Raw genomic sequence first — 17,143 nt, forward strand, 5'->3', positions numbered from 1 at the left:
GAAGCGCCCGGTATCGGGGAACACGACCCGGCTAGTGCGCCGTCGGTGTGCGCGGCACGCCCTTCCACAGCGCCAGCCCGCTGGCCAGCAGCAGTCCGGCCAACAGGTACAGCGCGTTGTCCATGCTGCCCGTGTGCGCCTTGATCTGGCCAATGACCCAGGGGCTGACGATGCCGCTGGTGATACCGATGCTGGAGATGAAGGCAATGCCGGTGGCGGCGGTCTGGGCCGGCAGATGGCTTGGCGGCAGCGCCCAGAAGATCGGCAGCGCGGCGAAGATCAGCACGGCGGCAACAGATAGGATCGCCAACGACACGCCAAGGCTCGGCACATGTAGCGTCAACGCGGCCAGCGCCAGTGCGCCTCCTGCAGTGCAGCAGAGAAAATGCCTGTGACGCTCGCCGAGGCGGTCGGAGCGCCGCGCAATGAGGATCAAGCCCACCGCGCCGATGGCGTTCGGGATGACAGAGTAGAGGCTGACGGCCACCACGTCCTGGATGCCGAAATCGCGAATCATGAGCGGCATCCAGAATGACAGCGTCAGTGAGCCGCACGTCAGCGCGAAGTAGATGAACGCGAACAGATAGACCCGTGGGTTGGCCAGGGCCTGACGCAGGGCCTGCATCGAATGGGCGTGGCCACCCGCGCCTTGCGATTCCGCCTCATGTTGGGCCACCAGGTAATCCTGCTCGGCCGGCGTCAGCCAGCGCGCCTGCCGCGGGCCATCGACGAGGCACACGGCGGCGATCAGGCCCAGCAGCACTGCCGGCGCGCCTTCGATCGCGAACATCCATTGCCAGCCGCGCATCCCAAGCACACCGGCCATGTCGCGCATGATCCAGCCCGAGATCAGCCCGCCGAGCACGCCGGCCACGGCCACGCCCGCGAAGAAGATCGCCATCACCGCCGCGCGACGGCGCGCCGGAAACCAGTAGGTCAGGTACAGCACGATGCCCGGGAAGAAGCCCGCTTCGAACACGCCGAGCAGGAAGCGCAGCAGATAGAAGTGCGACGGCTGCGACACCAGCATCATGCCCACCGATGCGACACCCCACAGCAGCATGATCCGCGTGAACGTGCGGCGCGCGCCGAAGCGTGCCAACAGCATGTTGCTGGGGACTTCGCACAGCACGTAGCCAACGTAGAACACTGCGGCGCCCAGCCCGTACATCGCGTCGCTGAACCCAAGGTCATGCTTCATCTGCAATTGCGCGAAGCCGATGTTGATCCGGTCCAGGAACGACACGACGTAGCAGATGAACAGGAACGGGATGATGCGCAGCCAGACCTTGCGGTACAGCGCGTCCTCCTGCTGCGCGGGAAGGACTTGCGGTAGTGCGTGTGACGAGATTTCAGGCAAGACGGGGGCGGCGCCCAGGCTCTGGGTATGCATGGTTGTCTCCGGAATAGGGTCGAGTTGGCCCCGGGGCGTCTGTCGCGCCCCTGTCGGGTCACCGGCGGGCAGGAATGAAGTGGCTAAGTTGCGGCGGGCTCGAGCGCGACATCGCGCGCCAGGCGCATCGCTTCGCGCAGCGTGTCGAGATCACCGATGTGGTTGGCCAGCAGCAGGATCAGTCTCGCGTTGACGGCCTGGCTTTCGGCGTCATCGAGGTCGTGATGCATCTCGATGAGCGCTTCGTAGAACTCGTCGGGATAGGCAAGATTGGGAGCGGTGTTGAGCGGCATGGGCCTGTCTCCTGGTGACTGTCGATCAGGCCAGTGCCGGCGTGCGTGCCGCGGCTGTCGATTGCGCCGCGACGCTTGCTGCGGCATTGCATGTGGCGCGAGCGATCGCCCCGGCGATCTGGTTCGCATCGACCGCGCGCCACCGCGCGCAGACGTGCTGGTCGGGGCGAATCAGGTAGCAGGTGCCCGCGCGCGCGTCATAGCGCCGGGCCGCCACGCCGCCCGCGTCGCGCAACACGACCGCGCCGGGCCAGGCTTCGGCCGATGCCGAAATGGCCGCATCGGTCACGAACACCACGCGCAGTGGAATGTCTCCCTGCTGCAGTCGCGTCAGCGCTTCACGGCAGGCGGCGTCGATGCCAGCCGGCGCGCCAAAGATCAACGCCACGAAGTCGTCGCCCAGATGCGGCAGCAGCCACGGTTTGCCTTCCGTGCCGGCCACGGGGGCATCGACGCATGCCGCGCCCGGCACCATCTGGCCGGAGAACGATTCCGCATCGGCAGTGTTCAGCGGCGAGTCGCGCAGCACCGCTGGCACCGACAACCGGCCACTGTTGACCAGCTGCCGCGCAAACGCGTGGTCGCGCGCCAGTGTCAGCACCGCGTCGCGGAAGATGCGGCTAACCGCGCTCTTCGGCGTAATGAAATCGGTCGAGCGCGTCGAGTTGAGGATGTTCTCGTCGGCCGCGAACTCGCGCTCGCTGGCGTAGGTATCCAGCAGGCCTTCCGGCGCCTTGCCCTGCAGCACGTAGGCCAGTTTCCAGGCAAGGTTCTCGGCATCCTGCACGCCGCTGTTCGCGCCGCGCGCGCCGAACGGCGAGACGCAGTGGGCCGAATCGCCCGCGAACAACACGCGGCCGTGGCGGAAGCTGTCCATCCGCACGCACGAGAACGTATAGACGCTGACCCATTCGAGCTCGAATTTCGCATCGGGGCCAAGCAGCGCCTGCACACGCGGCAGCACGCGCTCGGGCGTCTTCTCGAATGCAGGATCGGCATCCCACCCAAGCTGGAAGTCGATGCGCCAGACGTTGTCGGGCTGCCGGTGCAGCAGCACCGACTGGTTCGGATGGAACGGCGGATCAAACCAGAACCAGCGCTCGGCCGGAAACGGCGCTTCCATTTTCACGTCGGCGATCAGGAAGCGGTCTCGGAACGTATGACCGTGGCTCTCCAGGCCCAACATCTTGCGCAGCGGGCTGCGCGAGCCATCGGCGGCCACCACGTAGGCACCGCGCAGCGCGTAGCAGCCATCGGGCGTTTCGATCGTCAGCGCCACGTGGTCCGCGTGCTGCTCGATGGCAACTGCCTTGCTCTTCCAGCGGATCTCGATGTTGGGCATCGCCTGCGCGCATTCGAGCAGATAGCCTTCGAGGTAGTACTGCTGCAGGTTGATGAATGCCGGCCGCTGGTGGTCGGATTCGGGCAACAGGTCGAACGCATAGACCTGGCTGTCCCGCAGGAAGACCTTGCCCAGGTTCCAGCGCACGCCCTTGTCGACCATGCGGTCGCCACAGCCGAGCCGATCGAAGATGTCCAGCGTGCGCTTGGCGAAGCAGATTGCACGCGATCCGACCGAGAGCATGCAGTCGTCATCGACCACCACCACCGGCACGCCGTGGCGGGCCAGGTCGATGGCGGTGGCCAGGCCAATCGGCCCGGCCCCGACCACGATCACGGGATGCGGGGCGGCATTGGTCGATGCCCCCCGCTGCTCGGCGCATGGTACGTAGTCGTACTGGATGCGCTGGTAGTCGATGTCGACCTTGGTACTGCTCATGGTGTCTCCATCCACGCACTTGCGGCGCTTGATATTGCTTTCTGTTTGCTCCCCTCTCCCACTTCATGGGAGAGGGAAACCACACTCAACAACCGAACGACGCTCAGTCCTGCAGCGCCGCCCACATCTCCTGGTCGCGCTGCGCGGTCCAGATACGCGGATGCGTGACGCCAGCCGCCTCGTCGAAGGCGCGCGACACGTCGAACGGCAGGCAGTGTTCGTAGATGAACACCTGGCCGAACTTCGGGTCCATCGACTTGCGCGTATGCGCCATCGCCGCCTTCAGGTCCATCTTTCCGGCCACGGCTTCCTTGCCAGCCTGGAACAGCGTGGACACGAAATCCTTGGTGTAGGCCAGGCCCTTGGCCACGTCCTCGCGCGTGGTCAGCGCGGGGCCACGGCCCGGCACCAGCTTCTCGGGCTGCAGCGCGGCCAGCGCGTCGAGCGTGGCAGGCCATTGCTCAAGCTGGGCATCGCCGCAGTAGCAGGCCGCGTCGTATTCGACCAGATCGCCCGAGAACAGCACCTTCTGCTGCGGCAGCCATACCACGGTGTCGCCCTTCGTATGGCCCGCGCCCAGATGGGCGATGCGGACTTCGAGCTTGCCCAGGAACAGCGTGATTTCGCGTTCGAACACGAGCGTCGGCCAGGTCAGACCCGGCACGGTTTCCACGCCGGCGAACAGACGCGGAAAGCGCTCGATCTCGGACTTCATGTCGGCTTCACCACGCTCGACGATCATTTCGTAGGTGCCACGGCTGGCGATGATCTGCTGCGCGCCTTCGGCGAAGTACGCCGACGCGCCGAGCACACGCACCGCGTGGTAGTGCGACAGCACCACGTACTTGATCGGCTTGTCCGTGATCGCGCGGATCTTGGCGATCAGGTCCTGTGCCATGGCGGGCGTGGCGGTGGTGTCGATGATCATCACGCCGTCATCGCCGATGATCACGCCGGAATTGGGGTCGCCCTCGGCCGTGTAGGCGTAGGCGTTTTCGGAAAGCTGGGTGAAGGTGATCTGCTTGGCTTCCAGGTCGGCCTGGGATGCGAATGCTTTTGCCATGTCTGTCTCTTTATGGGAATCGTGGGGAGCGGTATGGGAATCTTAGGAATTCGACCATTTTTAGTCAATGGCAAATTCAATTGCTATTCGCTAAACATCCCGCAAACCCTTGTCGTTGCGTGGCCCGCCCCGGGAAAACCCTCATCCAGCATGGCAACAGGGGGCGCCTTGCGAGGCGCATGGATTACCATTTGGACTTTTCAGGCAAGGCACAGGCATGGCACGCACGCCGGGCGAGGGTTCGGGCAAGACGCAACGCGGCATCCAGAGCGTGGAGGTCGGCGGCCGCCTGTTGCAGGCGCTCGCCGATGCGCGGCGTCCACTGCCGCTGGCCGAACTGGCGGCTGCCGCGCAACTGGCTCCGGCGCAGGCGCACACCTATCTGGTGAGCCTGATGCGGCTGGGACTGATCAAGCGCGAGCACGTGGACGGCTACTACGAACCGGGCCCACTGGCGCTGCGGCTTGGCATGATGCGGCTCGACAATGAGCCGGCCTACCGTGCCGCAGTGCAGCGCGTGCGGACGCTGGCCACCGATATCGGCTTCAACGTCGCCATCAGCCTGCCCACGCCGCAAGGGCCGACCATCGTCCACTACGCGCCGGCCGGCACCTCGCTGCATCTGAACCTGCACGTTGGCACGGTGATGGCGCTGGCCACCACCGCCACGGGACGCGCCTACTGCGCGTTCCAGCCCGAATCGCACTGGCAGCCGATCTGGACGCAGCAGCAGACACCGGCCACGGCCTCCACCCTGCCCGCCTTTCTCGAAACACTTGCCGCCGTCCGCGCACGCGGCACGGAGCGCAGCATCGATTCGCCGAGCCCGGCCGTGAGTAGTCTGGCGATGCCATTGCTCGACGACGACGGCACGCTGCGACTGGTGCTGACCGCCATCGGCTCCACCGGGGCGATCGACGTCGCGTGGGATGGTCCGGTGGCCAGCGCGCTACGTGCTGCGATCGGCGATATCGCCCGCGCGATGAAGGAAGGTGACGCATGAGCGACGAGATGCTGGCGGACGCCGCCAAACCCCAACGCGGCATCCAGTCGCTCGACAACACGGGCCAGTTGCTCGGCGCGCTGGTCGATGCGGGGCAGCCACTCTCGCTCGGGGAACTGGCGCGCGCGGCGGGCATGGTGCCGGCCAAGGCATTTCCGCATCTGGTCAGCCTGCAGAAGATCGGACTGATTTCCCGCAACGCCGATGGCGACTTCCAGGCTGGCACGCTGGGTCTGGAACTCGGCCTGATCGCGCTGCAGCGGCTCTCCCCGACGCGCGAGGCGGAGCCGGAGGTCATCGCTCTGGCCCATGCCACGGGGTTGTCGGTGGCGATGGCCGTGCAGGGGCCGCTCGGGCCCACCGTGATCCGGCTCGAGGAATCGGCCCGTCCGCAGCACGTGAGCCTGCGCGTGGGTACCGTGCTGTCGATGGTCAATACGGCGATTGGCCGCGTGGTGGCGGCGCATCTCCCCGACGACCTGCTGGCCGACGCGCTCGCGCAGGATGCTATCCGCATGGCGGGCACTGCCTTCGACGGCGCGTTGCCATCCGGATACCTCGAACGGCTGCGCGGCATCCGCGCCGGCGGCATCGACCACGCCGTGAGCCGGCCCGTGCCCGGCATCGACACGCTGGCCGCACCGGTGTTCGACCACACCGGCGCGCTCGCCCTGGTGATCGCGGTGATGGGCAGTAGCGGCAGCTTCGACAGCCGGCTCGACAGCGATACCGCCCACGTGGTGCGGCAGGCCGCGCGGCGGCTGTCATGGCGATTCGGCGCGAGCGGCGCGGCGCCCGCCTGACCTGGCCGCACCGGCCAACGCCGGCTTCGCGGCCGGCCCTCATCGGAACCTCTACGGAACCTCTACGGAACCTCTACGATCGCCAATTGCCCGTCTATGCTTAGTCAACGGACGGCGATTGCCTGCGCATCCGGGCCCGCTCCCGGTGGCCGGCATCCGCGTGCCAGCAAGACCTGACTGTCGCGAGGTGTGCAATGGTCAACGATCGAAGGCGGTTCCTTGTCATCGGCGCCCGCGCACTGGCCGGCGCTTCCATCACGTGGTCAGGACTGGCGGCGGCAGCGACGCCCGCCATTCCAGCCCCCAAGGAAAAACGGCTCACCCCCCCGCGCCAGCTCAACCTGACCAATAAGCCCTGGACCGGTGACTTCGATGGCATGTTCAAGCATCGCAGCATTCGTGTGCTGGTGCCCTACAGCCGCACCCTGTACTTCAACGACCGGGGGCGCGAACGGGGCGTCACGGCGGACACCGTGCGGGATTTCGAGCGCTATATCAACAAGACCATGGCCAATCAGCTTGCCAAGCGGCCGCTCACGGTCTTCATGATTCCGGTCACGCGCGACCGTTTGCTGCCCGATCTCAATGCCGGTCTTGGCGACATCGCAGCCGGCAATCTCACGGTCACCGACTCCCGGCTCAAGCAGGCGGATTTCATTGTCGGGCAGACCAGCAAGCCGATCCGTGAGCTGGTCATCACGGGCCCGAAATCCCCCACGCTTGGCACTCTCGACGACCTGGCTGGCAAGACCGTGCACGTGCGCCCCAGCAGCAGCTACTACGAAAGCCTGACCGCGTTGAACGACCGCTTCCGTAAGGCCGGCAAACCGCAGATGCGCCTGGTGCTACTGCCCGACGCGCTGGAGGACGAGGACGCACTGGAGATGCTCAATGCCGGCACGCTGCAGATCCTGGTGGTCGACGACTGGAAGGCGCGCATCTGGGCCCAGATCCTGAAGCGCATCAAGGTTCGCGATGACCTCGCGGTACGCGAAGGCAGCAAGATCGGCTGGGCTATCCGCAAGGGCAGTCCAAAGCTGAACGCGGTCCTCTCGGACTACAACGACAACTTCATCAAGAAGCAGGGCATCGCCGACTACCGGCTGAAGCAATACATGAAGGTCATCAAGCAGATCTCGGACAACACCAACGGCGCGGAGATCAAGCGATTCCAGGACACCCTGGCGTTCTTCGAGAAGTACGGCAAGCTCTACCATTTCGATCCGCTGATGCTGGCGGCGCAGGGCTTCCAGGAGTCCCAGCTGAATCAGAACGCGCGTAGCCATGTGGGTGCGATCGGCGTCATGCAGATCATGCCGGCCACTGGGAAGGAACTGAATGTCGGCAGCATCAAGATCACCGAATCCAACATCCACGCGGGTACCAAATACCTGGACCAACTGATGACGAGGTACTTCTCCGATGCGAATTTCTCGGAAACGGACCGGCCACTGTTCGCATTCGCCAGCTACAACGCTGGACCGGGAAACATCTCCAAGATGCGCACCGAAGCCAAGGCCCGGGGCCTGAACCCGGACAAGTGGTTCAACAACGTCGAGATCGTGACCTCCGAGCGGATCGGCATCGAGACCACCACCTACGTGCGCAACATCTTCAAGTACTACGCCGCCTACAAACTGATCGAGGATGCGCAGGAAGAACGAAGCCGCGCCATGGAGAAGGTGGCCGGGTAAAGCCTGGCGACGGCACCGGGTCTGGTGCCCGGCTCATACCGACGGCGTATTGGGGATCACCGATGACATCGCCTTGCCCGTCGCCCTCATGCGTATGGATGGGGCCCGCTCTGTGTATAAAACGGATGTGGGGTTTCGCACCGAACGGCGTGCACGGCCGGAACACTCTCTCTGCCATCGCCATGAGGGCGATGCACCGATCGTCGGGAGACAACCATGAGCACGGCCGTCGCGCAGGACACCATCAATCGCAAGGCATGGCGCAGCTGGGGAGCCAGGAGGTGGTTCAAGATCCTCTCGGACTGGACAGACCCCGGGGAAGCCGCGGCGCTAGCCTTCGTGGCCGATGCCGTGCGCGACACGCCCATCCTCGACGTTGGCGTAGGTGGCGGCCGAACGGTACCGATGCTGCGCAAGCTGAGCCAGCATTACGAGGCCATCGACTACATGCCGGAGATGGTGGAGATCTGCCAGCACAATCATCCTGATATACGCGTCAGTCAAATGGATGCGCGTGACCTGTCAGCATTTGAAGACAATGCCTTCGGGCTGGTGGTGTTCAGCTTCAATGGCATCGATGCCGTGGACTACGCCGGACGCCGCGCCGTGCTTGCCGAGTTCGCCCGCGTGCTGCGCCCGGGCGGCATGTTGGTGTTCTCCACGCATAACCTGCACGGCCCCACCTATCGCGAGAACCTGACACAGTTCCTGCGCTTGCCCGCATGGTCCAACAACCCGATACGACTCGGCTTCAACGTCGCGCGCACAGTCGTCAACCTGCCGCTGGCCACCATCAACTTCCTGCGTAACTCACAACTGAACCGCGAGTTCGATGGCTACGCGGTGCGCGTGTGCGCCGCCCACAAGTTCGGCATCGTCATCGTCTATACGGACGTGCCCACGCAGTTGCGCGAGTTGAAGGCCTTTGGCCTGCAGACCGAAGCGGTGTTCGGCAACTTGAACGACAAGGCGTTTCAGCCCGGCGATCCCCTCGACGACGTCAACTGGTTCCACTTCGTGGCGCGGAAGTTGTAGACACTGCGGCAGAGGTGTTTCGAGCACAAGGACCCTCGCCTCGCGCGGGGATCCTTGCTGCGGCTGTGGTGGCCTTCGTTGAGGCCGAACTGGTGACGATCAAAACGCTTGTGCCCATTTGCCACGCGTTGGCGGCCACCGACACGTCCAATCTCCCATTGCACGGTTTCCATGTTTCGAATATAGTCGAAACATGGAAACCGACAACGCCCTTGAAGCCCTCGCCGCGCTGGCCCACGGCATCCGCCTGGCCGTTTTCCGCCTGCTTGTGCAGGCCGGCCCCGAAGGCCTGCCGGCTGGCCGCATTGCCGAACTGATGGAGATGCCAGCGTCGTCGCTGTCGTTCCACCTCAAGGAACTGCACCGCGCCGGACTGCTGGCAAGCCGCCAGGAAGGCCGCTCGATCATCTACATGGCTCAATTCGAGACCATGAACGCCTTGCTGGGTTATCTCACGGAAAACTGCTGTGGCGGCAATCCCTGTTCGCCGGTATCCCGCTGTTCCACTACCTCGGAGTCTTGATCGTGAAGCGCTTCCACGTCCACGTCAGCGTGGCCGACCTGCCGGCCAGCATCCGCTACTACTCCGCCCTGTTTGATGCGGAGCCAACCGTCGTCCGGGATGACTATGCCAAGTGGGCGCTGGACGATCCACGCGTGAACTTCGCCATCTCCAATCGCACCGAGAAGCTGGGCGTGGATCATCTGGGGATCCAGGTGGAGACGGACGCCGAGCTTGCCGAGATGCAGGGGCGGCTGGCCAGCGCCGACCTGCCCATGCAGTCCCAGTCCGAGACGAACTGCTGCTACGCGACCTCGAACAAGCATTGGTCAGTGGACCCAACGGGTATCGCCTGGGAATCGTTCCACACGCTGGGCAACGCGCCGACCTATGGCGAATCGCGCGATCGCAGCGCCGAAGCCTCCGCGTGCTGCGTGCCGGTTCAATTGAACGCCGCGCCGAAGCCATCAACCAGGACCGCCTGCTGTACGCCGGAATCCGGCTGCTGCTGAACTTTCGCTAACGGCTTCCCGTACCGATACCTCGGGCGAGGAGGCACCCGCTCGCCCCTACGACCATGACCGACAAGACCTTCAACGTGCTGGTGCTGTGCACCGGCAACTCAGCCCGCAGCGTGATGGCCGAAGCGCTGTTCAATGTCCTCGGCAAAGGACGCTTTCACGCCTACAGCGCCGGCAGCCATCCATCTGGCACGGTCAATCCCTTCGCCATCGAACGATGCCAGGCAATTGGCTACGACACGACTGGCCTGCGTAGCAAGAGCTGGGACGAGTTCGCACTGCCCGATGCGCCCAGGATGGACTTCGTCATTACCGTCTGCGACCAGGCCGCAGGCGAGGTGTGCCCGATCTGGCCGGGTACACCCATCACGGCACATTGGGGCTTCCTCGACCCGGCAGCCATACAGGGCTCCGATGACGAGAAGCGCAAGGTATTTGCCCAGGTTTTCCGGCAGATTCTGAATCGAGTCAGCCAGTTCGTGAACCTGCCGTTGCACGTGCTGGACCGGAACACCATTCAGAAGGAGATGCGCGCCATTGGCGAGCAACCCGTGGAGTCCGCGCAATGAGCACGGCACAAAGGACGGCAGGAGCCTCCCAACCCAGTGCCATCGGCTTCTTCGAGCGCTATCTGACGGTCTGGGTGGCGCTTTGCATCGCGGCCGGCATCCTGCTCGGCCAATGGCTGCCAGCCGCGTTCCACGCCATCGGCGCCATGGAGATCGCTCAGGTGAATCTGCCGGTCGGCATACTGATCTGGATCATGATCATTCCGATGCTGATCAAGATCGATTTCGGCGCGATGGGCCAGGTGGCGGGCCACTGGCGCGGCATCGGCGTGACGCTCTTCGTGAACTGGCTCGTCAAGCCGTTCTCGATGGCATTGCTGGGCTGGATCTTCGTGCGCCATCTGTTTGCGGGCTGGCTGCCGCCCGATCAGCTCGACAGCTACATCGCCGGCCTGATCCTGCTGGCGGCGGCGCCTTGCACGGCGATGGTGTTTGTCTGGTCCCAGCTCTGCAAGGGCGATCCGTACTTCACGCTTTCGCAGGTTGCCCTCAATGACGCGATCATGGTCGTGGCCTTCGCGCCTGTCGTCGCGCTGCTGCTGGGCCTGTCGTCGATTACCGTGCCGTGGGATACGCTGATTACCTCGGTTGCGCTCTACATTGTCGTGCCGGTGCTGGTCGCGCAGGTCATCCGAAAGATGTTGCTGGCGCGAGGTGAGCCTACGTACAAGCGCGTGGTCGGCGCACTCGGGCCCTACTCGATCACCGCACTGCTCGCAACGCTGGTGCTGCTGTTCGGCTTCCAGGGGAATGCCATCGTCGAGCAGCCGCTGATCATCCTGCTGCTGGCCGTACCGATCCTGATCCAGGTCTTGTTGAACTCCGGCCTGGCCTACCTGCTCAACCGCAAGCTCGGCGTAGCGCACTGCGTGGCCGGCCCGTCGGCGCTGATCGGCGCAAGCAACTTCTTCGAACTGGCCGTGGCGACCGCGATCAGCCTGTTCGGCTTCCAATCCGGCGCGGCGCTGGCCACCGTCGTCGGCGTGCTGATCGAAGTGCCAGTGATGCTCTTCGTAGTGGGCGTCGTGAACCGCTCGCAGCACTGGTACGAATCGCACTGAGGTATCCCCATGACCGTCACCATCTATCACAACCCCGCGTGCGGTACGTCACGCAATACGCTAGCCATGATCCGCAATGCGGGCATCGAGCCGATTGTTGTCGAATACCTGAACATGCCGCCGGACCGGCAGACCTTGCAGTCGATGATCCGCGCCGCCGGTCTCTCCGTGCGTGAAGCAATCCGCGAGAAAGGCACGCCCTACGCCGAGCTTGGCCTCGGCGATCCTGCACTGACCGACGACCAGTTGCTTGATGCGATGCTGGCCCATCCGATCCTGATCAATCGGCCCTTTGTCGTCACTGAGCTTGGTGTGCGGTTATGCAGGCCGTCGGAAGTCGTGCTGGATATCCTGCCGGCGTCGCAGCAAGGTGCTTTCACCAAGGAGGACGGCGAGGCCGTGATCGACACACAAGGCCGGAGGATTCGATGACCGTGGATCTGCCCAATATCGTCCCTGTGGTGCTCGATACGCCTGACCTCAATAAACTGGAGCCGGCACGCACCAGCACACACCCGCCGCGCATCCTGCTGCTCTACGGATCGCTGCGAGAGACATCGTATAGCCGCCTGCTGGTGCAGGAAGCCGAACGAATTCTTCAGCATTTCGGCGCGGAGACCCGCGTGTTTGATCCACGCGAGTTGCCAATGGCCGACAGCGTACCTGCCGATCACCCGAAGGTGGTTGAGTTGCGCAAGCTCTCGGAGTGGTCGGAGGGCCAGGTGTGGTGCAGCCCCGAGCGCCACGGCACGCTGACGGCCGTCTTCAAGAACCAGATCGACTGGTTGCCGCTTGAGATGGGCGGCATTCGCCCAACGCAGGGCCGCACGCTGGCCGTGATGCAGGTGTGCGGCGGTTCGCAGTCCTTCAACGCGGTCAACGCGCTGCGCGTGCTCGGACGCTGGATGCGCATGGTGACGATTCCGAACCAGTCCTCGGTCGCCAAGGCCTACCTGGAGTTCGACGCCAGCGGGCGGATGAAGCCATCGTCCTACTACGACCGCGTGGTCGATGTCATGGAAGAACTCTACAAGTTCACGCTACTGGTGCGCGATCGCAGCGACTACCTGACCGATCGCTACAGCGAGCGCAAGGAAGCCGCGCCAGCCAACGCGACGACGCTCGCGGCGGCAGCCATGAGCCACGAGAGCGAAGCGCAGATTAGCGACACCGATAGCGGCGAAGTGGAATAACAAGAACCGGGACGGGCCATGGAGCCGAGCAGTAGCGTGATTGCCAGGCTGGGAATTGCCCAGACGCTGGCCTGGGGTTCGACGTACTACCTGCCGGCCATGCTGGCAACGCCGATGGCGCGGGATCTCGGTGTCTCGACGCCCACGATCTTTGCGGCGTTCAGCGTCGCGCTGGTGGTATCGGCACTGCTCGGACCTGCAGCCGGACGGATGATCGATCGTACCGGTGGGCGATCTGTCCTCGTGGCAACGAGTCTTGTCTTCACCATCGGGCTTGCCGGGCTAGGTGTGGCGCAGGGAGTCGCCGGACTCTTTGCCGCATGGGTAATTCTTGGCATCGGCATGGGTGCCGGCCTCTACGAAGCCGCATTCGCAACGCTGGTCGCGCTCTATGGCAACCGCTCGCGCGGTGCCATCACCGGGATCACGCTGATCGCTGGCTTTGCCAGCACGGTCGGCTGGCCGCTTTCCACCTTTATGGAGGCGCACATCGGATGGCGGGGGGCCTGCCTGTCCTGGGCAGCGTTGCATCTCACGCTAGGACTTGCGCTGAACCTGAGCATGCCGCGAGTAGCCGCCATGGCAACTCCACCGAGCGGGCCTGCGTCGCCAACGGTCAGCGAGCTGACGCACCCTGCTGACGAGCGTTCTCAACGAGCGGCCTCCTATGCGTTGGCCTTCGTTTTCGCGGCGACCTGGTTTATCAGCACTGCGATGGCGGCACATTTGCCGCGGCTGCTTCAAGCGGGTGGCGCGTCTCTGGCCACGGCCGTTATGGTGGGCGCGCTGATCGGCCCGGCGCAGGTTGGTGCCCGGATTCTGGAGTTCGGCCTACTGCGCAAGGTCCATCCCTTGCTGTCCGCCCGGATCGCGGCAGCACTTCATCCCCTTGGCGCACTTGCATTCGGCCTGGTCGGAGCGCCTGCTGCGGCCTTGTTCGGCGTGTTGCACGGAGCCGGCAACGGCATCCTCACCATTGCCAAGGGCACGCTGCCGTTGGTCATTTTCGGACCGGGCGGCTACGGTCATCGCCAGGGAGTATTGATGGTCCCAGCCCGCGTCGCACAAGCGTTAGCACCCTGGATTTTCGGGATGTGTCTGGACCAGTTCGGAGCGAAGTCGCTGTGGTTATCTTCCGCTCTTGGCCTGATGGCAATCTTGACGCTCATGGCGGTCAGGCAATCGGCTCCGCTCAAGACCAGCACAACATAGTCCAGTTGCAATTGCTACGCACCACGGTCCATGAACTAGCGTTTCCCATCCGCCATGTTCAAACGCTCGGACTTCTCCGGCCAGTCAGTGAGCGCCCCCAGGACCACCTTGCTCATGTTTTCATGTTGGAAGGCGTGCTCAAGCGGCACAGTCACCACGTTCAGCCGGACCGGTTAGCCGCCCGATATCGAGCGGCAGCATGACCTGGTTATGCAGTACTTGGGCATCGAACAAGCCATCATCGCCCTCAAGGACTGTGAGTACGATTTCCGGCTGCGCAAATTTCGAGCAGGAGCGCACTGTTCTAGCTGGCGTCAACGGAACTGAGCCAGGTACTCCTCGATGCATTGAACAGCCAACTTCAGCGGCTTGGTCGCGGAATCGTACCCGTACTTGCAGCGCTTGCCGTTCACGACCAGCTCGGTGTCTTCGGCGTCGATGTGAATCGCCTCGATCTTGTCGATCCGGAACACCATCTGGTCTTCCAGGAACGCCTTGCAGTAGAGAAACTGCTCGGTGATGAAGATGCCTTCTTCGACCGACCCCCAGGTGGTTGAGTCCATCACCACCAGGCCCCACTCGTATTCGTTGTTGCCGAGTTTCTTGCGCGCAGACTCGTGCTTCTTCTCACCTTTCTTGGTGAAGAGAGAGTTGCCTGCGAACACCTGCTTGCCGTCGCCGATGATGTCCTGATACGGCTGGATGAAATCGCTGAGCGGGCGGATTATCGGCTTTGGCTCGACGACTCGCGGGACTGAGAGTACGTCAGTGGTTTCGCGCTTTCCACTGAGCATTGCTGCAGCCTGCCCAGCCATCTTGGCTCCCCGAGCCCCTATGCGCGCGAGGAAACCTTCGGACGCCCCGCCCTTCGCAGCCTTCTTCCGTGATGGCTCTAGTTCGTCCACGTCGATCCCCCAATGCTCGCGAATGAGTTCACGCATGTCTTTCTCTTCCGGATCGTCGCCAGTGGGCTGCGGCTTTTGCCCTCCCGCCTTTGGCGTCGGGTCGCCGAGCTTCGCCGCAATCCGACGACGTATCTCATCCTGGACTTCAAGGGTTTTATACGTCTCGGCTCCCATTGAAACCGTCTCGCCGGTTTCAATCTGCCCCGCGATCCGGACGATCGAATCCGATAGTTGCCTGGATGACGGCAGCGCGACGTACGCGCGTTTGCGCACTTGTTCTTCGACGAATGGCAGCCACAGCTTGATGGCGAAATCCCGCTTGTACTCAACAGCCTGCATCAGCTTCATGCGGCTCTCAAGGTCCACGAACTGCTTGAACTTCTTGAGTACCGCCTCGGCTTCCTTATCGCTGAGGAGGTAGTCGTCCGCGACTTCGATGAAGCTTGCCTCCAGCAATTGTCCGTTGTTCACCGAGTCGTCGTCCCACACCTTGTTCAGGGCCGTTTTGACGACAGTTGAACTCGCAAGCCCACCGACGGTGGCGCCAACTACGCCCCCGATGAACGTGCCAGGCCCTGGGACAAGCGATCCGAGAGCGGAGCCCCATGCCCAGCCAGCCGCGCCTCCAGCGACACCCGACGTCGTCGTGGCAATGTTCTTGAAGGCTTGAGTACCCGAGATCTCCTTCACAAACAAGGAATGCAGATCGTCGATAGAGAGCACGGCGGTCACTGCAATAGTTGTGGCGATGTTTCCGCGCAGCAACTTACTCACGTGATTCTTCGCCGCCTGGCCATAGATTTCCTTGCCGGCAGGACGGAAGGAGTTTGCAAGCGTGCTGGCCACCTTCGATCCCATCTGCTTGACCAACCAATCTGTGCCGGCCCGCATACTGGTTTCCAAGCTGGTCCGGCCCATCTGGGCGGCCGCGATGCTGCTTGCCCATGCAACACCACCAACGCAAAGCCCTTCGAAGCAGGCAGCATCCAATGCTGCTTGCCATTGCTCTCCGTTCCACAGCTTGACGGCCATGGTGATGATGGCTGTCACGCCCATGGTGGAGCCGCCGACCGATATACCGTTGACCGCGTCATAGGTCAGGCTTTCGATGGTGCCGAAGCGGGCGATGTTCTTCGCTTGGGCGTAGGTGAAATTGCCCTTTCGCACCAAGTTCTCGGCCTCTTTGGGGTTCTTTACGCCCGGGACCTGCCCCTTACGGATCCGCTCCTGCATCTCGGCGAGGGCTTCGGGGTAGGTATCCGAAGCGACCTCGATCTGCATGGGCTTGCCGTCGGCGATGTACCGGAAGCGGTCACCGTCGAAGCACTCTTCAATACATCTCTTGCCCGTCGCGCAGTATTTGGTCTGGATGACACTCCCGTCCACGATCCGATCAGGACCGTCCTTCGCGTTGTTGCCACCCACCAGTTGAGCGTCTCGGCCCGTTAGACGGTCATAGAGGTCGTTTGCGCGTTCCGCGGCAAAGCCGTGCCCCTGCCTGGCTCCAAACGGGACGTTGTCGGCGTAATTCCGGGCGGAGTTATGTCCGCCGGCGGCCGTACCGCCGTGATTGCCACTGTTATCGTCGCCCTCGCCGTCAAAGCTCGGAATCAAATTATCGAACCTGCCCATTGTTCTTCTCGCCGATGCGGAGTACCTGTCACGCAACATAGCAGAGGTACATTTCACGAAATATCGGCGGAACGAGGGCGATGCTTGAGGGCAGAGGATGCGGGCGGGATCGCACTGACCGCCCGTTTGCCCTCACACCCAACCACCCGCGCAAAATGTGTGCGTATCCACCGTCGTTGGACGTTGAAGGTCCTGCCTGAGATCTGAACTCCTGGGCGCCGAAGTTGACGCTTTCGCTTTCCGACGGAAATCCCGTGCCCCACTGCAAAATCACCCTCGGATCTTTCCAGCGCACCGCTGCGCACCACTGCCCACCACTGCCCACGACTGCCCATTGGGCACTGATAAAAAAGAAAAACCCCGCACAAAGGCGGGGTTTTTCTTTAGGGTATTCGGAAAAGGCTGTTGATTCGGTGTTGTAGGTCAGCATCTACATTTCAATTTTGATTTCGTAGATTGCTGTTGACAGCCTGCATTCTTGGCG

17 protein-coding genes are annotated in these 17,143 nt (G+C 63.3%); 11 read left to right on the top strand and 6 right to left on the bottom strand.

What is annotated here, in order from left to right; all coding sequences use genetic code 11:
• Positions 1-31 precede the first annotated feature (31 nt).
• The 4 genes from RN01_RS09910 to RN01_RS09925 form a co-directional block, all read right to left on the bottom strand.
• Positions 32-1,393, bottom strand: coding sequence for an MFS transporter (locus RN01_RS09910; RefSeq protein WP_017510968.1), 1,362 nt, complete (start codon positions 1,391-1,393; stop codon positions 32-34).
• An 83-nt stretch (positions 1,394-1,476) separates the two neighbouring features.
• Positions 1,477-1,686 carry a DUF2783 domain-containing protein gene (locus RN01_RS09915; protein WP_017510967.1) on the bottom strand — a complete coding sequence of 70 codons (210 nt, stop codon included), beginning with the start codon at positions 1,684-1,686 and terminating at the stop codon, positions 1,477-1,479.
• A 25-nt stretch (positions 1,687-1,711) separates the two neighbouring features.
• The gene (locus RN01_RS09920) at positions 1,712-3,466 is read right to left on the bottom strand and encodes an FAD-dependent oxidoreductase (protein ID WP_017510966.1); all 1,755 of its coding nucleotides are present in this window, start codon (positions 3,464-3,466) and stop codon (positions 1,712-1,714) included.
• A 103-nt stretch (positions 3,467-3,569) separates the two neighbouring features.
• Entirely contained in the window at positions 3,570-4,529 is a 960-nt protein-coding gene (locus tag RN01_RS09925) for an MBL fold metallo-hydrolase (protein WP_008645261.1), read from the bottom strand.
• Positions 4,530-4,746: 217 nt separating this feature from the next.
• Here RN01_RS09925 and RN01_RS09930 point away from each other — a divergent pair, with 217 nt between their 5' ends.
• The 11 genes from RN01_RS09930 (at position 4,747) to RN01_RS09980 (ending at position 14,122) form a co-directional block, all read left to right on the top strand.
• On the top strand, positions 4,747-5,532 hold the full coding sequence (locus tag RN01_RS09930) for an IclR family transcriptional regulator (protein ID WP_017510965.1): 786 nt from the start codon (positions 4,747-4,749) through the stop codon (positions 5,530-5,532).
• Complete coding sequence (locus RN01_RS09935; protein WP_017510964.1) at positions 5,529-6,335, top strand: IclR family transcriptional regulator; 807 nt, start codon at positions 5,529-5,531, stop codon at positions 6,333-6,335. Before RN01_RS09930 ends, RN01_RS09935 begins: the two co-directional genes overlap by 4 nt.
• Before the next feature lie 194 nt (positions 6,336-6,529).
• A complete protein-coding gene (locus tag RN01_RS09940) occupies positions 6,530-8,029 on the top strand; it encodes a lytic transglycosylase F (protein WP_024569503.1) in 1,500 nt (499 codons plus the stop codon).
• A gap of 216 nt (positions 8,030-8,245) precedes the next feature.
• A complete protein-coding gene (locus tag RN01_RS09945; RefSeq protein WP_024569504.1) occupies positions 8,246-9,064 on the top strand; it encodes a class I SAM-dependent methyltransferase in 819 nt (272 codons plus the stop codon).
• A 193-nt stretch (positions 9,065-9,257) separates the two neighbouring features.
• The gene (locus RN01_RS09950; protein WP_017510962.1) at positions 9,258-9,587 is read left to right on the top strand and encodes a helix-turn-helix transcriptional regulator; all 330 of its coding nucleotides are present in this window, start codon (positions 9,258-9,260) and stop codon (positions 9,585-9,587) included.
• Positions 9,588-9,589: 2 nt separating this feature from the next.
• A complete protein-coding gene (locus RN01_RS09955; RefSeq protein WP_024569505.1) occupies positions 9,590-10,078 on the top strand; it encodes an ArsI/CadI family heavy metal resistance metalloenzyme in 489 nt (162 codons plus the stop codon).
• Positions 10,079-10,143: 65 nt separating this feature from the next.
• Positions 10,144-10,656, top strand: coding sequence for an arsenate reductase ArsC (locus tag RN01_RS09960; RefSeq protein WP_017510960.1), 513 nt, complete (start codon positions 10,144-10,146; stop codon positions 10,654-10,656).
• On the top strand, positions 10,653-11,717 hold the full coding sequence (gene arsB, locus RN01_RS09965; protein ID WP_017510959.1) for an ACR3 family arsenite efflux transporter: 1,065 nt from the start codon (positions 10,653-10,655) through the stop codon (positions 11,715-11,717). Before RN01_RS09960 ends, arsB begins: the two co-directional genes overlap by 4 nt.
• 9 nt (positions 11,718-11,726) lie before the next feature.
• Positions 11,727-12,149, top strand: a complete 423-nt coding sequence (arsC, locus tag RN01_RS09970) for an arsenate reductase (glutaredoxin) (protein ID WP_017510958.1) — start codon at positions 11,727-11,729, stop codon at positions 12,147-12,149.
• Entirely contained in the window at positions 12,146-12,910 is a 765-nt protein-coding gene (gene arsH, locus RN01_RS09975; RefSeq protein WP_017510957.1) for an arsenical resistance protein ArsH, read from the top strand. The genes arsC and arsH overlap by 4 nt, the downstream gene beginning before the upstream one ends.
• 18 nt (positions 12,911-12,928) lie before the next feature.
• Complete coding sequence (locus RN01_RS09980) at positions 12,929-14,122, top strand: MFS transporter (protein ID WP_024569506.1); 1,194 nt, start codon at positions 12,929-12,931, stop codon at positions 14,120-14,122.
• Between the two features lie 314 nt (positions 14,123-14,436).
• Here the strand turns inward: RN01_RS09980 and RN01_RS33870 are convergent, their stop codons facing one another.
• Together RN01_RS33870 and RN01_RS33875 are read right to left on the bottom strand one after the other, a co-directional pair.
• Positions 14,437-16,659 (bottom strand): hypothetical protein, encoded by a 2,223-nt coding sequence (locus tag RN01_RS33870; RefSeq protein WP_017514425.1) that lies wholly within the window; start codon positions 16,657-16,659, stop codon positions 14,437-14,439.
• 28 nt (positions 16,660-16,687) lie between these two features.
• Entirely contained in the window at positions 16,688-17,089 is a 402-nt protein-coding gene (locus tag RN01_RS33875) for a hypothetical protein (protein WP_156149778.1), read from the bottom strand.
• Positions 17,090-17,143 lie beyond the last annotated feature (54 nt).

It is taken from the genome of Cupriavidus sp. SHE (assembly GCF_000812445.1).
In the GTDB taxonomy this organism is placed as follows: Bacteria; Pseudomonadota; Gammaproteobacteria; order Burkholderiales; family Burkholderiaceae; genus Cupriavidus; species Cupriavidus metallidurans.